Annotated in this window: 18 protein-coding genes and 1 pseudogene; 16 read left to right on the top strand and 3 right to left on the bottom strand. The window is 37.5% G+C overall.

What is annotated here, in order from left to right; genetic code table 11:
- The first annotated feature begins 90 nt into the window (after window positions 1–90).
- The 3 genes from ACFSY7_RS17680 to ACFSY7_RS17670 all read left to right on the top strand — a co-directional run bounded on the left by ACFSY7_RS17680 (window position 91) and on the right by ACFSY7_RS17670 (window position 3,048).
- Entirely contained in the window at window positions 91–585 is a 495-nt protein-coding gene (locus ACFSY7_RS17680) for a DUF7834 domain-containing protein (protein ID WP_449274631.1), read from the top strand.
- A 3-nt stretch (window positions 586–588) separates the two neighbouring features.
- Window positions 589–2,364, top strand: a complete 1,776-nt coding sequence (locus ACFSY7_RS17675; RefSeq protein WP_380148938.1) for a DUF262 domain-containing protein — start codon at window positions 589–591, stop codon at window positions 2,362–2,364.
- A gap of 243 nt (window positions 2,365–2,607) precedes the next feature.
- Window positions 2,608–3,048 carry a hypothetical protein gene (locus tag ACFSY7_RS17670; RefSeq protein WP_380148936.1) on the top strand — a complete coding sequence of 147 codons (441 nt, stop codon included), beginning with the start codon at window positions 2,608–2,610 and terminating at the stop codon, window positions 3,046–3,048.
- A gap of 170 nt (window positions 3,049–3,218) precedes the next feature.
- Here the strand turns inward: ACFSY7_RS17670 and ACFSY7_RS17665 are convergent, their stop codons facing one another.
- Complete coding sequence (locus ACFSY7_RS17665) at window positions 3,219–3,659, bottom strand: hypothetical protein (RefSeq protein WP_380148934.1); 441 nt, start codon at window positions 3,657–3,659, stop codon at window positions 3,219–3,221.
- 187 nt (window positions 3,660–3,846) lie between these two features.
- On the opposite strand from ACFSY7_RS17665, the gene ACFSY7_RS17660 reads away from it, so the two are divergent.
- Window positions 3,847–3,996 carry a hypothetical protein gene (locus ACFSY7_RS17660; protein WP_029499375.1) on the top strand — a complete coding sequence of 50 codons (150 nt, stop codon included), beginning with the start codon at window positions 3,847–3,849 and terminating at the stop codon, window positions 3,994–3,996.
- 88 nt (window positions 3,997–4,084) lie between these two features.
- The gene (locus ACFSY7_RS17655; RefSeq protein WP_380148932.1) at window positions 4,085–4,831 is read left to right on the top strand and encodes a DUF7225 domain-containing protein; all 747 of its coding nucleotides are present in this window, start codon (window positions 4,085–4,087) and stop codon (window positions 4,829–4,831) included.
- Between the two features lie 13 nt (window positions 4,832–4,844).
- Here the strand turns inward: ACFSY7_RS17655 and ACFSY7_RS17650 are convergent, their stop codons facing one another.
- Together ACFSY7_RS17650 and ACFSY7_RS17645 are read right to left on the bottom strand one after the other, a co-directional pair.
- Window positions 4,845–5,378, bottom strand: a complete 534-nt coding sequence (locus tag ACFSY7_RS17650) for a cupin domain-containing protein (RefSeq protein WP_380148931.1) — start codon at window positions 5,376–5,378, stop codon at window positions 4,845–4,847.
- A gap of 89 nt (window positions 5,379–5,467) precedes the next feature.
- Entirely contained in the window at window positions 5,468–5,926 is a 459-nt protein-coding gene (locus ACFSY7_RS17645) for a DUF1307 domain-containing protein (RefSeq protein WP_380148930.1), read from the bottom strand.
- A gap of 133 nt (window positions 5,927–6,059) precedes the next feature.
- Between ACFSY7_RS17645 and ACFSY7_RS17640 the strand changes: the two genes are divergently transcribed.
- The 11 genes and pseudogenes from ACFSY7_RS17640 (at window position 6,060) to tig (ending at window position 15,944) form a co-directional block, all read left to right on the top strand.
- Entirely contained in the window at window positions 6,060–7,370 is a 1,311-nt protein-coding gene (locus ACFSY7_RS17640) for a DUF2252 domain-containing protein (RefSeq protein ID WP_380148928.1), read from the top strand.
- A gap of 19 nt (window positions 7,371–7,389) precedes the next feature.
- The gene (locus ACFSY7_RS17635; RefSeq protein ID WP_158621036.1) at window positions 7,390–7,533 is read left to right on the top strand and encodes a hypothetical protein; all 144 of its coding nucleotides are present in this window, start codon (window positions 7,390–7,392) and stop codon (window positions 7,531–7,533) included.
- 112 nt (window positions 7,534–7,645) lie between these two features.
- Window positions 7,646–8,113, top strand: a complete 468-nt coding sequence (locus ACFSY7_RS17630) for an 8-oxo-dGTP diphosphatase (protein ID WP_126991050.1) — start codon at window positions 7,646–7,648, stop codon at window positions 8,111–8,113.
- A 117-nt stretch (window positions 8,114–8,230) separates the two neighbouring features.
- Window positions 8,231–8,470, top strand: a complete 240-nt coding sequence (locus ACFSY7_RS17625; protein ID WP_139992540.1) for a hypothetical protein — start codon at window positions 8,231–8,233, stop codon at window positions 8,468–8,470.
- A 60-nt stretch (window positions 8,471–8,530) separates the two neighbouring features.
- Window positions 8,531–8,665, top strand: a pseudogene (locus ACFSY7_RS17620) (AraC family transcriptional regulator); the annotation flags it as partial.
- A 546-nt stretch (window positions 8,666–9,211) separates the two neighbouring features.
- Window positions 9,212–9,634, top strand: coding sequence for a DUF1641 domain-containing protein (locus ACFSY7_RS17615; protein ID WP_126991054.1), 423 nt, complete (start codon window positions 9,212–9,214; stop codon window positions 9,632–9,634).
- Between the two features lie 36 nt (window positions 9,635–9,670).
- The gene (locus ACFSY7_RS17610) at window positions 9,671–10,861 is read left to right on the top strand and encodes an NAD(P)/FAD-dependent oxidoreductase (protein ID WP_126991055.1); all 1,191 of its coding nucleotides are present in this window, start codon (window positions 9,671–9,673) and stop codon (window positions 10,859–10,861) included.
- Between the two features lie 152 nt (window positions 10,862–11,013).
- Complete coding sequence (gene dacB, locus ACFSY7_RS17605; protein ID WP_380148944.1) at window positions 11,014–12,504, top strand: D-alanyl-D-alanine carboxypeptidase/D-alanyl-D-alanine endopeptidase; 1,491 nt, start codon at window positions 11,014–11,016, stop codon at window positions 12,502–12,504.
- A gap of 137 nt (window positions 12,505–12,641) precedes the next feature.
- Window positions 12,642–13,523: an HNH endonuclease gene (locus tag ACFSY7_RS17600; protein ID WP_380148927.1), complete on the top strand. Its 882-nt coding sequence runs from the start codon at window positions 12,642–12,644 to the stop codon at window positions 13,521–13,523.
- 33 nt (window positions 13,524–13,556) lie between these two features.
- Complete coding sequence (locus ACFSY7_RS17595; protein ID WP_380148926.1) at window positions 13,557–14,549, top strand: tetratricopeptide repeat protein; 993 nt, start codon at window positions 13,557–13,559, stop codon at window positions 14,547–14,549.
- A 105-nt stretch (window positions 14,550–14,654) separates the two neighbouring features.
- Entirely contained in the window at window positions 14,655–15,944 is a 1,290-nt protein-coding gene (tig, locus tag ACFSY7_RS17590) for a trigger factor (protein WP_126991059.1), read from the top strand.
- Window positions 15,945–16,003 lie beyond the last annotated feature (59 nt).

Here is a 16,003-nt window from a genome sequence, read left to right as displayed (position 1 = left end):
TATGTACATACTATTCACCTCAAGTTCTAGTATGTTACATTTAATGGTAAATTTGTACATCTTTAAGTGATTTTATATGTACACGTTTAAATTAGCATTTATAATCAGTTTCAACTGACACAACCATTGATTGCAGGAAAGAGATTTTTTGCATTTACATCATATTATGGAGAGTTGCTTGAGAAAGTACAAAAAGTAATTAAAAAGTTCCATCATGAAACTGAAGTACCAAGTAAACGATTCGGAGATATCTATATTAAGCAATTGTATGAATGTGTGTTACTTTTCTTTGCTGATAGATTCGGCATAGATAGTCTTACGAAACCAGTATTACAGCAGCTCTATACTTGGAGTTACTCGTTACGATTATCTATGAATGCTGTGTATCCACAAACTATCAATAAATATGCTAAAGGAAATCACGAACGAATTAATAAAAATCTTGATATGTTTTCTAAAATTAATGACATGCTGGAGCCAGAAGAATTGAAGTTAATTGTTTTAGAACGGCCAGAAGTGGATGACAAAAGTGTTGAAAAGTACAATAAAATATACGAAAAGCTTTGTACTTGGAATAGGTGGTAGAGAATGGCTAGTGACGTAAATATAATCCCTGTTTATGACATTTTTATGAAATATAATTATATAGTGCCAATCTATCAAAGAAATTATGCTTGGGAAGAAAAGCAAATAGAGCAGCTGATTGAGGATATTGATGGAGCAATTGGTCACGGAAAAGAGAGTTATTTTTTAGGGAATTTGATTGTAAACCAAACCGACAATAATCTGTATGAAGTGATTGATGGACAACAACGATTAACTACTCTTTATCTTCTCGAAAGATTTCTTGGGTTGCCATTCTCAAAAGATGCTTTGAAATTTGAAGCACGTGAAAAATACGCAAGGACGTTAGCTAGTATGGGGAACGAATCTACTGGCAATGATTTGTTGGAAGAGTTGACTGCAAAGGAGATTACTAAAGGTTTTCAAATTATAAGTGACTACTTTAGCAATAAAAAACTTGATAAAAATGAATTCGTTACAAAGTTGAAAAAAGTATTTTTGATTAGAGTTCAAGTACCACAAAATATTGATTTGAATCATTACTTTGAAATCATGAATACGCGTGGTGAACAGTTGGAACTGCATGAAATTGCAAAAGCGAAACTTCTGGAAGTCTTATCGAACAATGATGAGAAGAAGGTAGCAGCAGAGATTTGGGAAAAGTGTTCTGATATGAATTCATACGTACAGATGAATTTTGATGTCTCTGTGCGTAAGCATTTGTTTACTAATAATTGGACTAGTTTACAAAATACATTACAAGACTTTGATACAATCAAAGATAAGATAATTAGTGATGAAGAAAATTCTGAGAAAAAGACTTTACAGGACATACTTATTGGAAATAAACTTTTGAATTTAAACGATCCTAGCAAAAGTAACGATATGGAAAATGAACGATTCGAATCAACGATCTCATTTCCAAACTTTTTACTTCAGGTCAATGCTGTGGTACGTGAATTGGAAGAAGAGGATTCTAGTTTAGATGATAAGAACTTTTTAGATAGTTTATCCTGGGCATGGTCAACAACTGAAAAAGCAAAAGAGTTTTTATATTATTTGCTTAAATGCAGAGTTTTATTTGATAAATATATTTTGAAACGTGAATTTGCACGTGATTATAAAGAATTAGGTAAATGGTCACTTCAACGTTTGGAAAAATATACTGATAAAAACAGTGATAAGCCTAAATATGTTGCCACATTTGGCGATGAAGAGGGCATAAATAAGCAGCTTCGAACATTGCAATCAGCGCTACGTATTACTTATACGTCACCCAAAACAATGCATTGGATAACGTTATTATTAACTGAATTATTAAAGAATGAATCTATAAATTTAATTTGTTTGCTTGAAGGGTATTGTAAGAAAAAAGTAAGTGATTCGGATTATCGAAATCGTAGTGGTTTTGGCATTGAACGAATTGTATTTTCATACTTAGATTATTTGCTTTATCGTGATGGTTACAGTTTGGATGGAAATGAGTTAATATCGCCGTTGCGTGATGATTGGCAATTCCAATTTAGAAGCTCAATCGAACATTTTTATCCTCAAAATCCAGATGCAACTGAAGTATGGGATAGCGCTACTTTAAATTGCTTTGGGAATTTGGCTTTGATTACAGTTTCAGGGAACTCCAAGTTTTCTAATATGCCGCCTGAAGGTAAAATTCAATATAACGATATTATTAATCAAAGCTTGAAGTTGAAAATTATGCAAGCGATGACGAACGGAGATACTTGGACAAAAATTAAAGCAGAAAAACATCAACAGGAAATGTTTATGATTCTAGAGAAATAAGTTTTAAATGCAAGCTATAGTTAGTATATGATTTTTTACGAATTGTTTTGCAGTACACATCCTCTACACACAAATCCCACAAACCCAATAATATCAACGTCCCAGCGAATACTTTAAAGTTCTCCTGGGACATCAAGGTGTCATCGAAAAACGCTTTAAGTTCTTATTACATAGGAATTTAAGGCGTTTTTTGTTTTCTAGAAAATGATAAAATAAAGAGAATATGGCATAGGGAAGTGGAGAATGATCGATTATTATCTTGTATTGCTTGTCGGCATTGTGATGGCGGCCGGCAGTATCTTTCTTTTAATCACAATGGTTAAGGACCGGGTTTTCCCGTTTTTACGTATTTTAAAAACGCTCGGGCTATTTGTAGTAGGAATCGGACTACGCGTATTTACGGTGCCGGATTTAAAATCAATTGTGGCAAAAGACTATGACAAGCTAGAGGGGAAATGTACGATTGATACCGTTAAAAGTGGGCGACATCATACGACGAAAACGTATTTTGATATGGTGTATTTAGACGAGAAAATTAGGAGTAAGGGTAAACCCGAACTACCCGCATATGGCGAGGCCAATCCATATTATTGTGAGATTACGGTAAGTCACAATCATCAGTTTGAAATGGATTACAAAGTATATGACTGGAAGACGAGAGAGCTGCTTGAGACGAGTGACTAACAGTACATACGAGAGAATAGGAATGAAATCACTAGGAGAGGGTTTTCAATATTTTAAGCTAAATTGCGATGATATTTTGAGCATATTGAAGCGGAATTTTAAACGATAGAAAGCCATATATAAACATGAAAACCCCCACCGTATTCAAACGACGGTGGGGGTTTTATTTATTAGCGCATATTTGTTAGGATAGACGAACGATTATCTTGCATTTTTTTAATGAAATTAGTCATTGTATCAAATGCTTCGTTGCGTTTATTTGATAAGCTTTGAAGACGAAGCGTATCCATTTGCTGCGAATTGGCTAGCGTATCCATTTGTTGTTTAATCAATGCTCTTTCCTCTTCATTCTTACAAGTAGCTAACCGTTCATTAAGTTTTGAAATCTCAGCATTTCGTACTTGTACCTGTTCTAGCTGATTCTTTAGTTGATCTTCCAATAAACCTGCGCGCTTACTTTGCACGGCCAATAATGCGTTCTCGATATCCATACCTTGCAAGCTTGATAAATTTGTTTGTGCTGCAGTTGTTACTGTACTTGCAGACGAGTGTCCAGCACCTGTAAATAATAAAGCAACAGCCATACTGCTACTAATTAAACGTTTTTTCATTATAATCCTCCATTCATTTTTCGTGGCACATCACCACTTCTTATTACCTATCCTATAGGTCAAAGGTTAAGATGAGGTTAAAAAGAAAAAGTTATTTTAATGCATTGAAAAAGTATTCTCTTTACACGAATCGACGAAAATAATGTATAGTAGTATGGTTACGTTAACAAAAAGTAGGTGAACCAAAATGGGAAAATATCAATTAGATTCAAAAGGCCAGGCAGCAGTAACGAAGTTCCACGAAAAAAACAAGCCGGCTCAGTCCAATAAACAAGAACGTCTTGCACAATTACGTGAGGCATATTTACAAAAGAAACAAGCGAAGCAAGGGAAATAGTTGTGGAAGAGGTTGCATGATGCAGCCTCTTTTTGTTTGCTGAAAAAATCATGATATTTGCCGATAAAATGAAAAAGGGGAGATTTCAATGACCATATATGAACAAATTAAGGCAGTACTTGCGGGGAGCGAAGGCGATGTCGTGACAGTAGCAGCGGTAAAAAAGCGTGTGGTCGAGGCTTTTCAAACGAATCCAGCAAGCATTATTTTAAGTGATTATTGCTACAACCGTTTTAATAATGGCATTTCATTTACGAAGCATTTATTCATTTACTTGGACCGCAATACATACAAATATATTGGTGAAAACGATGCTTATACGGGGCTCATTTATCAAAAGAAGCGCGGTGCACAGGAGGCAACAGTAGTCGGTGAATGGAAGCGCGGCGAGGTGTTTTTCTATCATGGTACGCAGAAAAACTTAACGACATCGAGCGTCCAAGCGATGTATGAGCATTACAGCGAAATTTTGCAGTTTGAGATGAATGTGCTCGGCTTCCAGGCAACGGAACTGCGCCATTTAACCGGGCGTATTGGGGAATTTTTATGCGTACTCGAAACGGGTGGTGAGCTTGCTGCTACAACGAATCAACCGGGCTATGATGTTGTGGCGAACGGGCGCCGCATTAGTGTGAAAACGACGGCGCAAACGACCGGTTTTATTCGCGTCAATCAAAAGACCTTTCATTTGTTTGACGATTTATTTATTGTGCAATTTAACAATGGCAATTTCAATGTGCTATTTTATGGCGACAAAGAGCTTGCGCCAAAGCGTGTTTATGGTGATACTTATGAAATTGATTTAACGAAACTTAAAAAAAGCTGCGACGCATAATGGTCGCAGCTTTTTACACTTTATAATATTTTTCTAATTCTTTTAACGTACCGTTTTTCTCAGCTTTCGCTAAAATGCGCTTCGCAATAAAGCGTTGAATGCTAATTGGAATACCAGCAATCCATGTGTTTTGGAAGTACAGGATAATAGCTAGATGGGTAAAATTTTTCGGATTACCTTTATCATCTGTTAGATTATCGTCCATCAGTCCGTAATGAATGCGCACAGACGTCTCAAAATCACAACGTGGTGTTAGTGTCACACGGAATGTTACCGGCTCTGGATGTGCATTTGTGAAGCGGTGCGCCTGTTTTAGACGAACAAGTGCTGCATCACCTGGCTTTAAAATGGTCGTTTTTTTATTTACAGTGACCGTTAGTTGACCGCTAATGACTTCAAAATTTTCCTCATAGCGGTCATGCTTATGTAGTGGTGGGCCATCCCCGTTGGCTGGTAGTGTTACTTCAATAATGGTGTAGTCTTTCGTGCGTTCGACAAACGTAATTTGTTCGCCTGTATAACGGTGTTTTACGGTAGTTGGCAACATAGTCTGATCCCCTTTAAATCAATACATTTAGTGTAACAGAAACAGTCGAAATTGCCTATGTCCTTTTTCGTCCTACAATAGCTTAAAAATTACTCCTCAAGCTTCTTAAAACCATTTTCTTTTAAAAGCATTTCGGTTTTGATTTTATTTACTTGAACCGGATTTGTCGATTCTACTTCAAAGGTAACGCCCTGCAAGTTTTCAAGTGCCTCTAAATGTTCGATTTTATCATAATCAATCGTCAAATTGGTTGCAATCGCATTCCTTTTATAATTTGCTTTATAGCGTATACCAGCTTCATGATTATATTCTTGCTCAGCATCTAAATTCGCTTCACGTGCAGCTTCTTTTGAAGCGTAGCCAAGCGTTTTATATGACATCGTCGTTTCAATATGCTGTTTTGTAATAGTATCATCTACATAATAATTTTTGACGGTCATGTCGATGCCGTCTTGCTGCATTTCATAGGTTGCTGTATCTTCTTGTGTGCAAGCACCTAATAAAAAACTTGTACCGACCAGTAGGGTACATAGTGTGCGTTTCATCATTCGAATCACCAACCTTTTCTTTTTTTACGTTGTTAAGTGTATCGAAATGGAGGGTAATAATATAGACAAAACCGTGAAATTACATGAAATTGATAGCTTCGTTACATAGTTGAAATATTAAAGGAGGAGTTCGATGCCGATTAATAATGAACGTGTGAAACATACACGCCAAGCTTTGCGTAAGCATTTTATTGAAACCGTGCTACATGAATTTGATGTGGACTGTATGGGACTAAGTGAGGCACAGCGGCAAGCAAAGTATGACAAGATGCAGGAGAGTGCGTACCGATTTTTTAGAGGGAGTGCCTATTTATTTTACTATGATGTGACGAAGATTCCATCGCTTTATCATACGCCTGAGCATAGACCCGTATGGATTCAAGGAGATATGCATATGGATAATTTCGGATGCTTCCAAAATGAAGCGGGACAAATCGTTTTTGATGCCAATGATTTTGATGAAGGCTATGTTGGCTCGTATTTATACGATATTTTGCGCATGAGTACGAGCATTGCGCTTTATGCCGATGAGCAAGGACGCACAGCTGAAGAGCAGCGGACATTCATTCGGACATTTACGGAAAGCTATTATAAGCAACTAGCACGTTTTGTGGCGAACGAACAAGATCCGCTAACGCTTGTATTCACAGTAGACAATACGAAAAAAACGATAAAAACAGTATTAAAGAAATTAGAAAAGCGTAAGCGCAATCATCTCTTAGCCGACATTACGTACAGTAATGAGCGAGGCGAACGCGTATTTCATTTTGACGAAGAGGTGCAGCCAGTAACGGGACATGAGGCGATGCAAATTGGGGCGGTTATGCAGGACTATATAAAGACGCTTGAGAAAAAACATGTGCCCAATGCACAGCATTTTCGCATTAAAGATATTGCGCGTAAATACGGCTCAGGGACGGCTTCTATTGGCCTAAGCCGCTATTATATTTTGATTGAGGGCGGGCTAGAAGCGGGAGGTCATGATGATTTGGTGCTTGAAATGAAAGAAGCACGTCCGCCAGTGCCAGCTTATTTTCTACCCTACAACGAAACATTTTGGCAGAAACATCCGCATCAAGGCGAACGCATTGTAGCGACACAAAAAGCGATGCATCATTTAAATGATCCGTATGTTGGCTATATGACTATTGGCGATAAGGAGTTTTATATTCGTGAACGGTCCCCATATAAAAAGAAAGTGAAGCCGAACGATTTAGTGACGGAGAAGGATTATAAGCGGACGGTTGAGACGATGGGCTGTGTCGCGGCGAAAATCCATACGCGTGCAGATATCGAAGGGGCATATCGTAGCGCAGAAGAAATTTTAGAGGCGATTACTGACAAAGAGCAGTTTATTCACTATGTATCGTATGCGACATTTATGTATAAGGAGCAAGTGAAGAGAGATTATGAAACATTTAAGACGGCCATAATTCTCCGATAAAGGAATGAGGGGGGATTATATGCCAATACCATTTGAAAAAGAAGTACGTTGTAAAAAATGTGGAGTAGTCATTAAAACAATAAGACTTGGGGATGCGATAAAGCCAGAGGAACTGCTTATTTTAGTAAATAGCTATTGTAAAAAATGTCGTCATCAAAAATAAATAACCGGGAGATTTCAATTTCCTGCTTGTTCAATTTTTAAGCGCTATTGTAGGATTGAAATCAATATTTTAAAAGCAGTATGATAAGTGTAGAAAAGGGGCGTGAACAAATATGATTAATACGGATATTTATACGATGTGTATTGTGAAGAAAGAAGAGCGTATTTTATTACTAAATCGTCCACCAGAACGAGGCTTTCCAGGGTATCTAGGGCCGGGTGGTAAAGTGGATTTTCCCGAGAGCATTGCAGAAGGTGCAGCTCGTGAAGTTTTTGAAGAAACAGGGCTCAAGGTGAAAAATCTCATCTATAAAGGTGTGGATGGCTATGCGGATACGAAAAATAATTATCGCTATATGGTATTTAATTATGTCGCAACAGATTTTGAAGGTACATTACTCGAACATCCACCAGAAGGCGAATTGTGCTGGGTTACATTAGATGAAGCAATGTCATTACCAATGCAGCCATGGTTTAAACGTCGATTTCCATTGTTTTTTGAAGAGGGGGTGTTTGAAATTCACGGAGAATGGAACGAAAGTAGGCAAGAGGTGGAAGGATATAGAATCCATAAAATGTAATTTTGTGTAAAAACCAATTCCTTTTGGCGCCTTTTTTAAAGTACGCGAAATTTCTCTCGAAAATTCATTTATTTTGTCGCTAAATTAGATGTTGGCAATCTTGAAGGAGGAATTTTTGTGGGAGTAGACGAAGAACGTTTAGTTATTGAAGAAACGTTTCACATCCCAGTAACTGTTGTGCATAATGCAACAAAAGAAATTTTACATACAATGGCTTATATAGGGGCTCAACCTTTTATTGCACAAGTTATTAAAAAAACATTTCCTAAAGAATGGGCATCTTATCAAAAATGGCGTGTTAATAATATCGAATGCTATTATCTTTTTAAGCGACAGACAACTACGATTATTGTTTGACCTGTCGTACATTTTCGCTTTTCATTAGCACATTTTACTGATGAAATACGCGTTACATATGCAATGATTGATGAAGGAAAGGTCAATCACTCTATTGCGAAGTTGCTTCACTTTCATGATCAAAGCCATTTTACAAAAGTTTTAAAAAAATTCACAAACTGTACACCAAAGCAGTTTCGCAGTATTTATAGTTAGCGGCATCCTGTTTTCTTTAAAAACTTAAGTATTCATTTCGGCGATTTATAACGATTTATGTTATGATAGTGAAGGTGTTAAATATTTTAACGTTAAAATATTTAAAGATTCATAGAAGTTTTGAAAAAATTCTATGAAAAAAAGTTATTGAAAGAATTTTCAGTTAATCACTATAGGAATTATCGTTAGACAGGTGTATAATCCTTTGTGAAAGGCTTCACGAAATCGTAAAAAGAAAGTTTTCCGAATGCGTGCAAATCTCGATAAACAACTGTTTTTCAAAGTAATCTATGTTAAAATTGATTTGAGATTTGTTGACAACACCTATTTGAACAGTCTTGAACATTCGCATTATGTTACTTGTTATTTGTCGTTTCTTCACTTCATTGAATGGAAGTTTGATGAAGTAATGGAAAGTTGCACCGCGACGATGGGCGATGCCTGAAAGATCATTTAGAAGCGCATTACACTAGAGCAAAATGCTCTTAGACACAAATTTCACGTTTGTGAAGTCACAGAAATAGTTATTGTAAAGGAGAATTGGATATGTCAGAACAGACTACTCAATCACAACAACCAGCAGTAAACCAACAACAATTAGACGTACTTGACCAATTATTAGATCCACAAGTACAAGCTTCATTAACAGCTTTAGTGAACGAATTACCAAAACTTGCAGAAATGGTGACAACTCTTACACAAGTGTATGATGTGGCACAAGGTCTTGCTACAGATACGGTATTCAAAAATGATATGGTCAACGCGACTTCTGAAATCGTAGGACCCGTCGTAAAATCTGCAAAAGGTTTAGCTGCAACTGCAATTGAAGCAAAAGACCGCGCAGATGTAAGCCACGAACAAATCGGCTTATTCGGCATTTTAAAATTAATGAAAGACCCACAAGTACAAAGCGTATTCCGTTTTGCAAATGCTTTCTTAGAAGTTTCAAAAGAAAAACAAAACCACTAATATTCCACAACACTTAGTAACATGGAGGTTTAACCAATGAAAAAAATCGTCATTTTAGGTGCAGGTTACGGCGGCGTATTATCTGCATTAACAGTTCGTCAATATTTAGATGGCAACGAAGCCGAAGTAACTGTTGTTAACAAATACCCAACACACCAAATCATCACGGAATTACACCGTCTAGCAGGTGGCACAGTAAACGAAAAAGCAGTTGCTTTTGACTTAGGAAAATTATTCCGCGGCAAAGACATCAAGCTAAAAATCGCGACTGTTGAATCATTCTCAGTAGACAACAAATCAGTAAAATTAGATAACGGTGAAAACTTATCATACGACGCATTAGTTGTCGCATTAGGTTCAAAAACAGGCTACTTCGGTATTCCGGGACTTGAAGAAAATTCATTCGTTCTAAAATCAGTTGAAGATGCGAACACAATCCGTGAACACATCATCTCTAAAATCAAATCATTCGCTGAAACAGGCAACAAAGCTGATGCCACAATCGTTATCGGTGGCGGTGGTCTAACAGGTGTTGAACTTGTTGGTGAAATCGTTGATAATATGCCGAAAATCGCAGCAAAATACGGCGTAAAAGCATCTGATTTAGACATTAAATTAGTGGAAGCTGGCCCACGTATTTTACCAGTACTTCCTCAAGAATTAATCGAACGCGCGACAAAATCACTTGCAGACCGCGGCGTTGAATTCTTAACGGGTCTTCCTGTAACAGGCGTTGAAGGCAATGTTGTGTCACTTAAAGATGGCCAAAAAATCGAAGCGAACACAGTCGTTTGGACAGGTGGCGTAGCCCAATATCCAATCGTAGAAGAATCAGGTTTAGTTTGTAACCGCGGGAAAGCCGTAGTAAATGACTTCTTACAATCAGATTCTCACCAAGATGTATTCGTTGTAGGGGATGCAGCAGCAGCTTACGCACCAGGTGCAAACAAAGAAACAGATCGTCCATATGCGCCAACAGCTCAAAATGCTTGGCAAATGGGTGAATTAGTTGGGTACAACTTATTCGCTTACTTAACAGGCAAAGAAATGAACGAATTCGCACCAGTAGATTCTGGTACACTTGCGTCACTAGGTCGTAAAGACGGCGTCGCAACAGTTGGTGGCAACAGCACACAACTAAAAGGTTTACCAGCATCATTAATGAAAGAAGCGTCTAACATTCGCTACTTATCTCACATTAAAGCACTTTACGGTTTAGCTTACTAAGCCATATAGATTTTGAAGAGGCTTTGCATAGTGCAAAGCCTTTTTTTAATGCACACAAAAAAGGTGTTAAAATTTGTAATCAAAAAGTAATATAAATTTGTTATTGTTTGCACCTATAATAAAACGAGAGAGGGGCGAATGACGTGAATAAAATGAAACGTGTATCGTTCGCAAGTGCTTTAGCAGGGCTATTTCTATTTAGTCCCGTTATGGAATCACAGGCGGCAACAACTAATACGACACAAAAAGAAATTTTAACAAATTCGACAATAAAAACATTAAATAAAACATTAGAAGCTTCAACATTAACAACAGGTATTAGCGTACGAGATGCAAAAACGGGTAAAAGTTTGTATACATATAATGCCAAAAATTTAATGTCGACGGCATCGAATATGAAATTATTAACAGGTTCTGCAGCACTTAGTACATTAGGTGAAAATTATCGCTTTACAACAACGGTAAAAACGACCGGGAAATTAAAGGAAAATGGCACACTAATGGGGGACATTTATTTAGTTGGACAAGGGGACCCGACGCTGCATAAATCAGATTTGACGCATTTCGCGAAAGTATTAAAAGCAAAAGGAATCAAAAAAATTAGTGGTCATGTGTACGGTGATGAGAGCTGGTTTGATAATAAATATTTAGCGCCAGGCATTAATAAAGCCGATTCATTAACGTATTACGGTGCACCCGTATCTGCACTCGCAACATCACCAAACAAAGAATATGATACCGGCACAGTCGTTGTTTATGTGAAGGGCGATAAAGAGGGGAAGGAACCAAAAGTAGCCTTTAGCGCAAAAGGTCACTTAAAAGTTGTGAATAAAGCAAAGACCGTCAAAAAAGGCGATACAACAGCAATTAAAATTTCACGTAAATATGGAACAAATAAAGTATATGTAATAGGGAAAATTGCAGAAGGTTCAAAAACCGATAAATGGATTTCAGTGGATGATCCATCCAAACATACGATGACAATTTTTACGACGGAATTAACAAAAGCCGGCATTACACTAAAAAATCCTGCGTATAAATTAGCAGTTACACCGAAAAAAGGTACGACTACACGTATTACAGATAAATCTGTCCCACTTAAATCGATTATGGTGCCATTTATGAAATTAAGTAATAATGGGATTGCAGATACATTAACAAAAACAATGGGTAAAAAAGTATTCAATAAAGGGACAAATGCAAGCGGCGTGAAAGCAATTCAAACATATGCGACAGCGCATTCTGTGTCAGCGGCAAATTGGACGTATATTGATGGTTCGGGCTTATCACATCAAGATAAAGTAACCGCAAATCAAATGACGAAATTTTTATACCATGCACAAAAGGAAAAATACTATAAAACATTGTACACAAGCTTACCAGTCGCAGGAAATGATGAACGTATGGTAGGCGGCACATTACGTTACCGCTTTACAACAGCTGATATGGCCAATCGTATTGTGGCAAAAACAGGTTCAATTAATAATGTACGCACACTAAGTGGCTATATGACCCAAAAAGACGGGGATCCACTAATTGTGAGTGTCTTAACAAGCGGGTCATCTTCAACGGCCTTGATTGACTCCGTTGTTACAACAATTATTAATGATGATGTAGTTGTCACAGCTAAGAAAACAAAGTAGTAGGCTAAATAAAGCAGGAATCCTCGTCATATAGAGGGTTTCTGCTTTTTATTTTGCTTTTGTTGCAAGCATTTTGTTCTCTCGTCAGAATGTGTATACTTAGAAGTAACGAAACTATCAACGAATGAGGGAATGTTATGAACGGGTTAATCGTCATGCAAGGTGAAACATATGAAGAGGAGCGCAAACAATCGCTTCTTCAAACAGCTATTTTTGACCGATCAGGCGCGCGCAATTTTTCATGGGAATATATGAATGATTTAGTGCCGGGGGATTTAGTGATGCATTATGTGAAAGGGCAAATTAAAGCACTTAGTGTTGTAAAAGAGCCGACGCATATTGTGACAGATGAGGCAGGGCAAAAAAAATACCGGGCAAAGGTGACGTATACTGATTTAGAACGACCACTAGACATTGCGCCTTTATTTGAAAACATTCGTCCATTGTTACCTGAAAAATATGCGCCATTCCAACAAGATGGTAGTGGCAATAGCGGCTATTTATTTCCGATTCATGTAGAATTAACGCTTTATTTAATTAAGCAATTGCGAATTGTTGTCGAGGATCAATTGATTCAGCCGACTTTATTAGAGGAAACAAGTAATTTGACGGTGTCGTTGTTAGGAAAACTCCGTGATTGGCAAACAGCATTTATCGCACAACGTGATGAATTCTTACAACAACGACGTCTTGATGCACTAACAGAGCATACGAACTGTGCCATTTGTGGGGCGGCATTTGCACCTTTATTAGATGTGCCGTTTATAAAAGCACCTGAAAAATGTACACAAGAAGAGCGACTTGATAAATATAATGCGCTTGTACTTTGTCATAATCATCATATGTTGTTTAAGGAAGGGCTTGTGACGATGAATGATAAAGGGCAGCTACTCGTATCCGAGCGTTTAGTGGATGAGCAGTATGCACTTGGTTTGTATGAGGGACAACAAGTTATGCTTGTAAAAGAGCAGAAAAAGTATGTGAAATGGCATAGGAATCAAGTGTTTCAGTCAATATAATATGATATGATTTTGCAAAAGGAGCGTCCGAGCATGCCAAAGAAAAAATACATTACAAAAGAGAACGTTATTATGTTTCCAGGTACGCTGGAACGTTTTAAGACGCAAGCGCATCATTATGCGGAAAATTATCAATATGACTTAGCTATTGAAGCGTTTGAAAAAGTGTTGGCGTATGAAGAGGGTGATGAGCAATTACTCAGTGCCTATGCTTTTTCATTATTTGAAGTGAAGCGTTTTGAAGAAGCCCGTGCCATTTGCGAAGAATTATTCGCGATGGGTACAGATATGTATATTGAAGTGATGGAGCTTTATTTATCAACTTGTATGGAATTACGTGAATTTCAACATGTGGAAGCTATTATTTCACAATTGATGACGGAAAATGTTATTCCACCGCAATCATTCGAGCAATTTGAACATATTCGTGCCTTGAATGGTCGCATCGCGGCTTCTGAGCGTAACAAAGAAGAGCAAACGCATGTTGAAGAGCAACTAGATGAATCTAATTATTTACTCGATGCTTTTTTTGAACAATCTTTATTAAAACAAGTTCAATTACTACGTACACTGCAACAAACGAATGTGCGTCCGATTGCGAAACGTTTAAAAAACATTATTGAATCAGAAGATGTTCATCCGATGGTGCAATCGATTGCGCTTTATATTTTGGTAGAGCAAGAAGTATCGATTTATGTAGAAGTATCAAAATTTGGTCACACAGAACTTGTTAATACGGCGACGCTTGTACTGCCTGAAAATATGGAAATTGTCGCTCGTGTACTAGAACTTGTCGAAAATAAGCTAGAACAAGAAGTTTCAACGTGTGACATGGTACAATATTTAATAGCGCGTCACGTGCTTGTTACGTATCCGTTTGCATGGTTTGACTATGAGGCGGAAGAGCTCGTAGAAGGCTATATTGATTATGTACATCAGATGTTTGGCCACCCTGCACAAAGCAATTCCGAATTGCAAAACTTTTTTGCAGAACTCGAAAAATTTTCAGAGCTCCCTGAAGCGTGAAAATGAGTTGAAAGTGAACGGAACTATGATATACTAAAACAGTTATCAAATGAGCGGTAAAACACAATTTTAAGCTCTTTGAATTTAATTTTGGAGGTTATACACATGTCAGCAAAATGGGAAAAACAAGAAGGCAACAACGGTTTATTAACAGTTGAAGTGCCAGCTGAAGAAGTAAATGCAGCATTAGATGCAGCATTCAAAAAAGTAGTAAAACAAATCAACGTACCAGGCTTCCGTAAAGGTAAAATGCCTCGCCAATTATTCGAGAAAAAATTCGGCGTAGAATCTTTATACCAAGATGCACTTGATATCTTACTACAAGCTAACTACACAAAAGCAATCGATGAAACAGGTATCTCTCCAGTAGATCAACCAGAAATCGACTTCGCTCCAGATGCTCTAGGCAAAAACCAACCTTTCACTTTCACAGCGAAAGTTGTTGTTATTCCTGAAGTAAAACTAGGCGACTACAAAGGCTTAGAAGTTTCTAAAGAATCTGTAGAAGTAACAGACGAAGAAGTTGAAGCAATCCTTGTTGAAAACCAAAAACGTCTTGCTGAATTAGTAGTAAAAGAAGATGGCGCTGTTGAAAACGGTGACACTGCTGTAATCGACTTCGAAGGCTTCCAAGATGGCGAAGCATTCGACGGTGGTAAAGGCGAAGATTACGCTTTAGAAATCGGTTCTAACTCATTCATCCCAGGCTTCGAAGAACAATTAATCGGTGCTAAAACTGGCGAAGAAAAAGAAGTAGAAGTTACTTTCCCAGAAGAATACCACGCTGCTGAATTAGCTGGTAAACCTGCTGTATTCAAAGTAACAGTTAAAGAAATCAAAGCTAAAGAACTTCCAGAATTAAACGATGACTTAGCTTCTGAAATCGATAGCGAAGTTGACACTTTAGACGCTTTACGCGCTAAATTAAAAGAAACTACTGCTAAACAAAAAGAAGAAGCTGTAGAAGGCAAATTACGTGACGATTTAGTAGAAGCTGCTGCTGCAAACGCTACAATCGACGTACCAGAAGCTATGGTTGAAACTGAATTAAACCGTATGTTACAAGAGTTCAACCAACAACTTCAAATGCAAGGTTTAAACCTTGACTTCTACTACCAAATCTCAGGTACTGATGAAGCTTCATTCCGCGCTGAACGTAAAGAAGAAGCTGCACAACGCGTAAGCGTATCATTAGTATTAGATGCAATCGCTGAAGCTGAAGGCATCGAAGCTACTGAAGCTGACATTGAAGCAGAACTTGCTAAAATGGCTGAACAATTCAAAATGACAGCTGACCAAATCACAGCTGCTCTAGGTGGTACTTCAATCATCACGCATGATGTAAAAGTACAAAAAACTGTTGAGTTCTTAGTTGAAAACGCTAAAATTGCTTAATCTTTCTTCTATAGAAGAATAAACATCAAAGACAAGGTGCGGTTTTTTTCCGTACCTTG

Origin of the sequence: Kurthia populi, from assembly GCF_042686175.1 — a bacterium.
Classification (GTDB): domain Bacteria; phylum Bacillota; class Bacilli; order Bacillales_A; family Planococcaceae; genus Kurthia; species Kurthia populi.
Note: the sequence above shows the minus strand (reverse complement) of the source record. Positions and strands in the feature narration are given on the sequence as shown.

Bases quoted from the DNA above. Each gene is read 5' to 3' on its own strand.
- ACFSY7_RS17600 (WP_380148927.1), top strand. From the start codon at position 12,642: ATGAACGGGTTAATCGTCATGCAAGGTGAAACATATGAAGAGGAGCGC.
- tig (WP_126991059.1), top strand. From the start codon at position 14,655: ATGTCAGCAAAATGGGAAAAACAAGAAGGCAACAACGGTTTATTAACA.
- ACFSY7_RS17630 (WP_126991050.1), top strand. From the start codon at position 7,646: ATGATTAATACGGATATTTATACGATGTGTATTGTGAAGAAAGAAGAG.
- ACFSY7_RS17640 (WP_380148928.1), top strand. From the start codon at position 6,060: ATGCCGATTAATAATGAACGTGTGAAACATACACGCCAAGCTTTGCGT.
- ACFSY7_RS17655 (WP_380148932.1), top strand. From the start codon at position 4,085: ATGACCATATATGAACAAATTAAGGCAGTACTTGCGGGGAGCGAAGGC.
- ACFSY7_RS17610 (WP_126991055.1), top strand. From the start codon at position 9,671: ATGAAAAAAATCGTCATTTTAGGTGCAGGTTACGGCGGCGTATTATCT.
- ACFSY7_RS17615 (WP_126991054.1), top strand. From the start codon at position 9,212: ATGTCAGAACAGACTACTCAATCACAACAACCAGCAGTAAACCAACAA.
- ACFSY7_RS17595 (WP_380148926.1), top strand. From the start codon at position 13,557: ATGCCAAAGAAAAAATACATTACAAAAGAGAACGTTATTATGTTTCCA.
- ACFSY7_RS17665 (WP_380148934.1), bottom strand. From the start codon at position 3,659: ATGAAAAAACGTTTAATTAGTAGCAGTATGGCTGTTGCTTTATTATTT.
- ACFSY7_RS17635 (WP_158621036.1), top strand. From the start codon at position 7,390: ATGCCAATACCATTTGAAAAAGAAGTACGTTGTAAAAAATGTGGAGTA.
- ACFSY7_RS17660 (WP_029499375.1), top strand. From the start codon at position 3,847: ATGGGAAAATATCAATTAGATTCAAAAGGCCAGGCAGCAGTAACGAAG.
- ACFSY7_RS17645 (WP_380148930.1), bottom strand. From the start codon at position 5,926: ATGATGAAACGCACACTATGTACCCTACTGGTCGGTACAAGTTTTTTA.
- ACFSY7_RS17650 (WP_380148931.1), bottom strand. From the start codon at position 5,378: ATGTTGCCAACTACCGTAAAACACCGTTATACAGGCGAACAAATTACG.
- dacB (WP_380148944.1), top strand. From the start codon at position 11,014: ATGAAACGTGTATCGTTCGCAAGTGCTTTAGCAGGGCTATTTCTATTT.
- ACFSY7_RS17670 (WP_380148936.1), top strand. From the start codon at position 2,608: ATGATCGATTATTATCTTGTATTGCTTGTCGGCATTGTGATGGCGGCC.
- ACFSY7_RS17675 (WP_380148938.1), top strand. From the start codon at position 589: ATGGCTAGTGACGTAAATATAATCCCTGTTTATGACATTTTTATGAAA.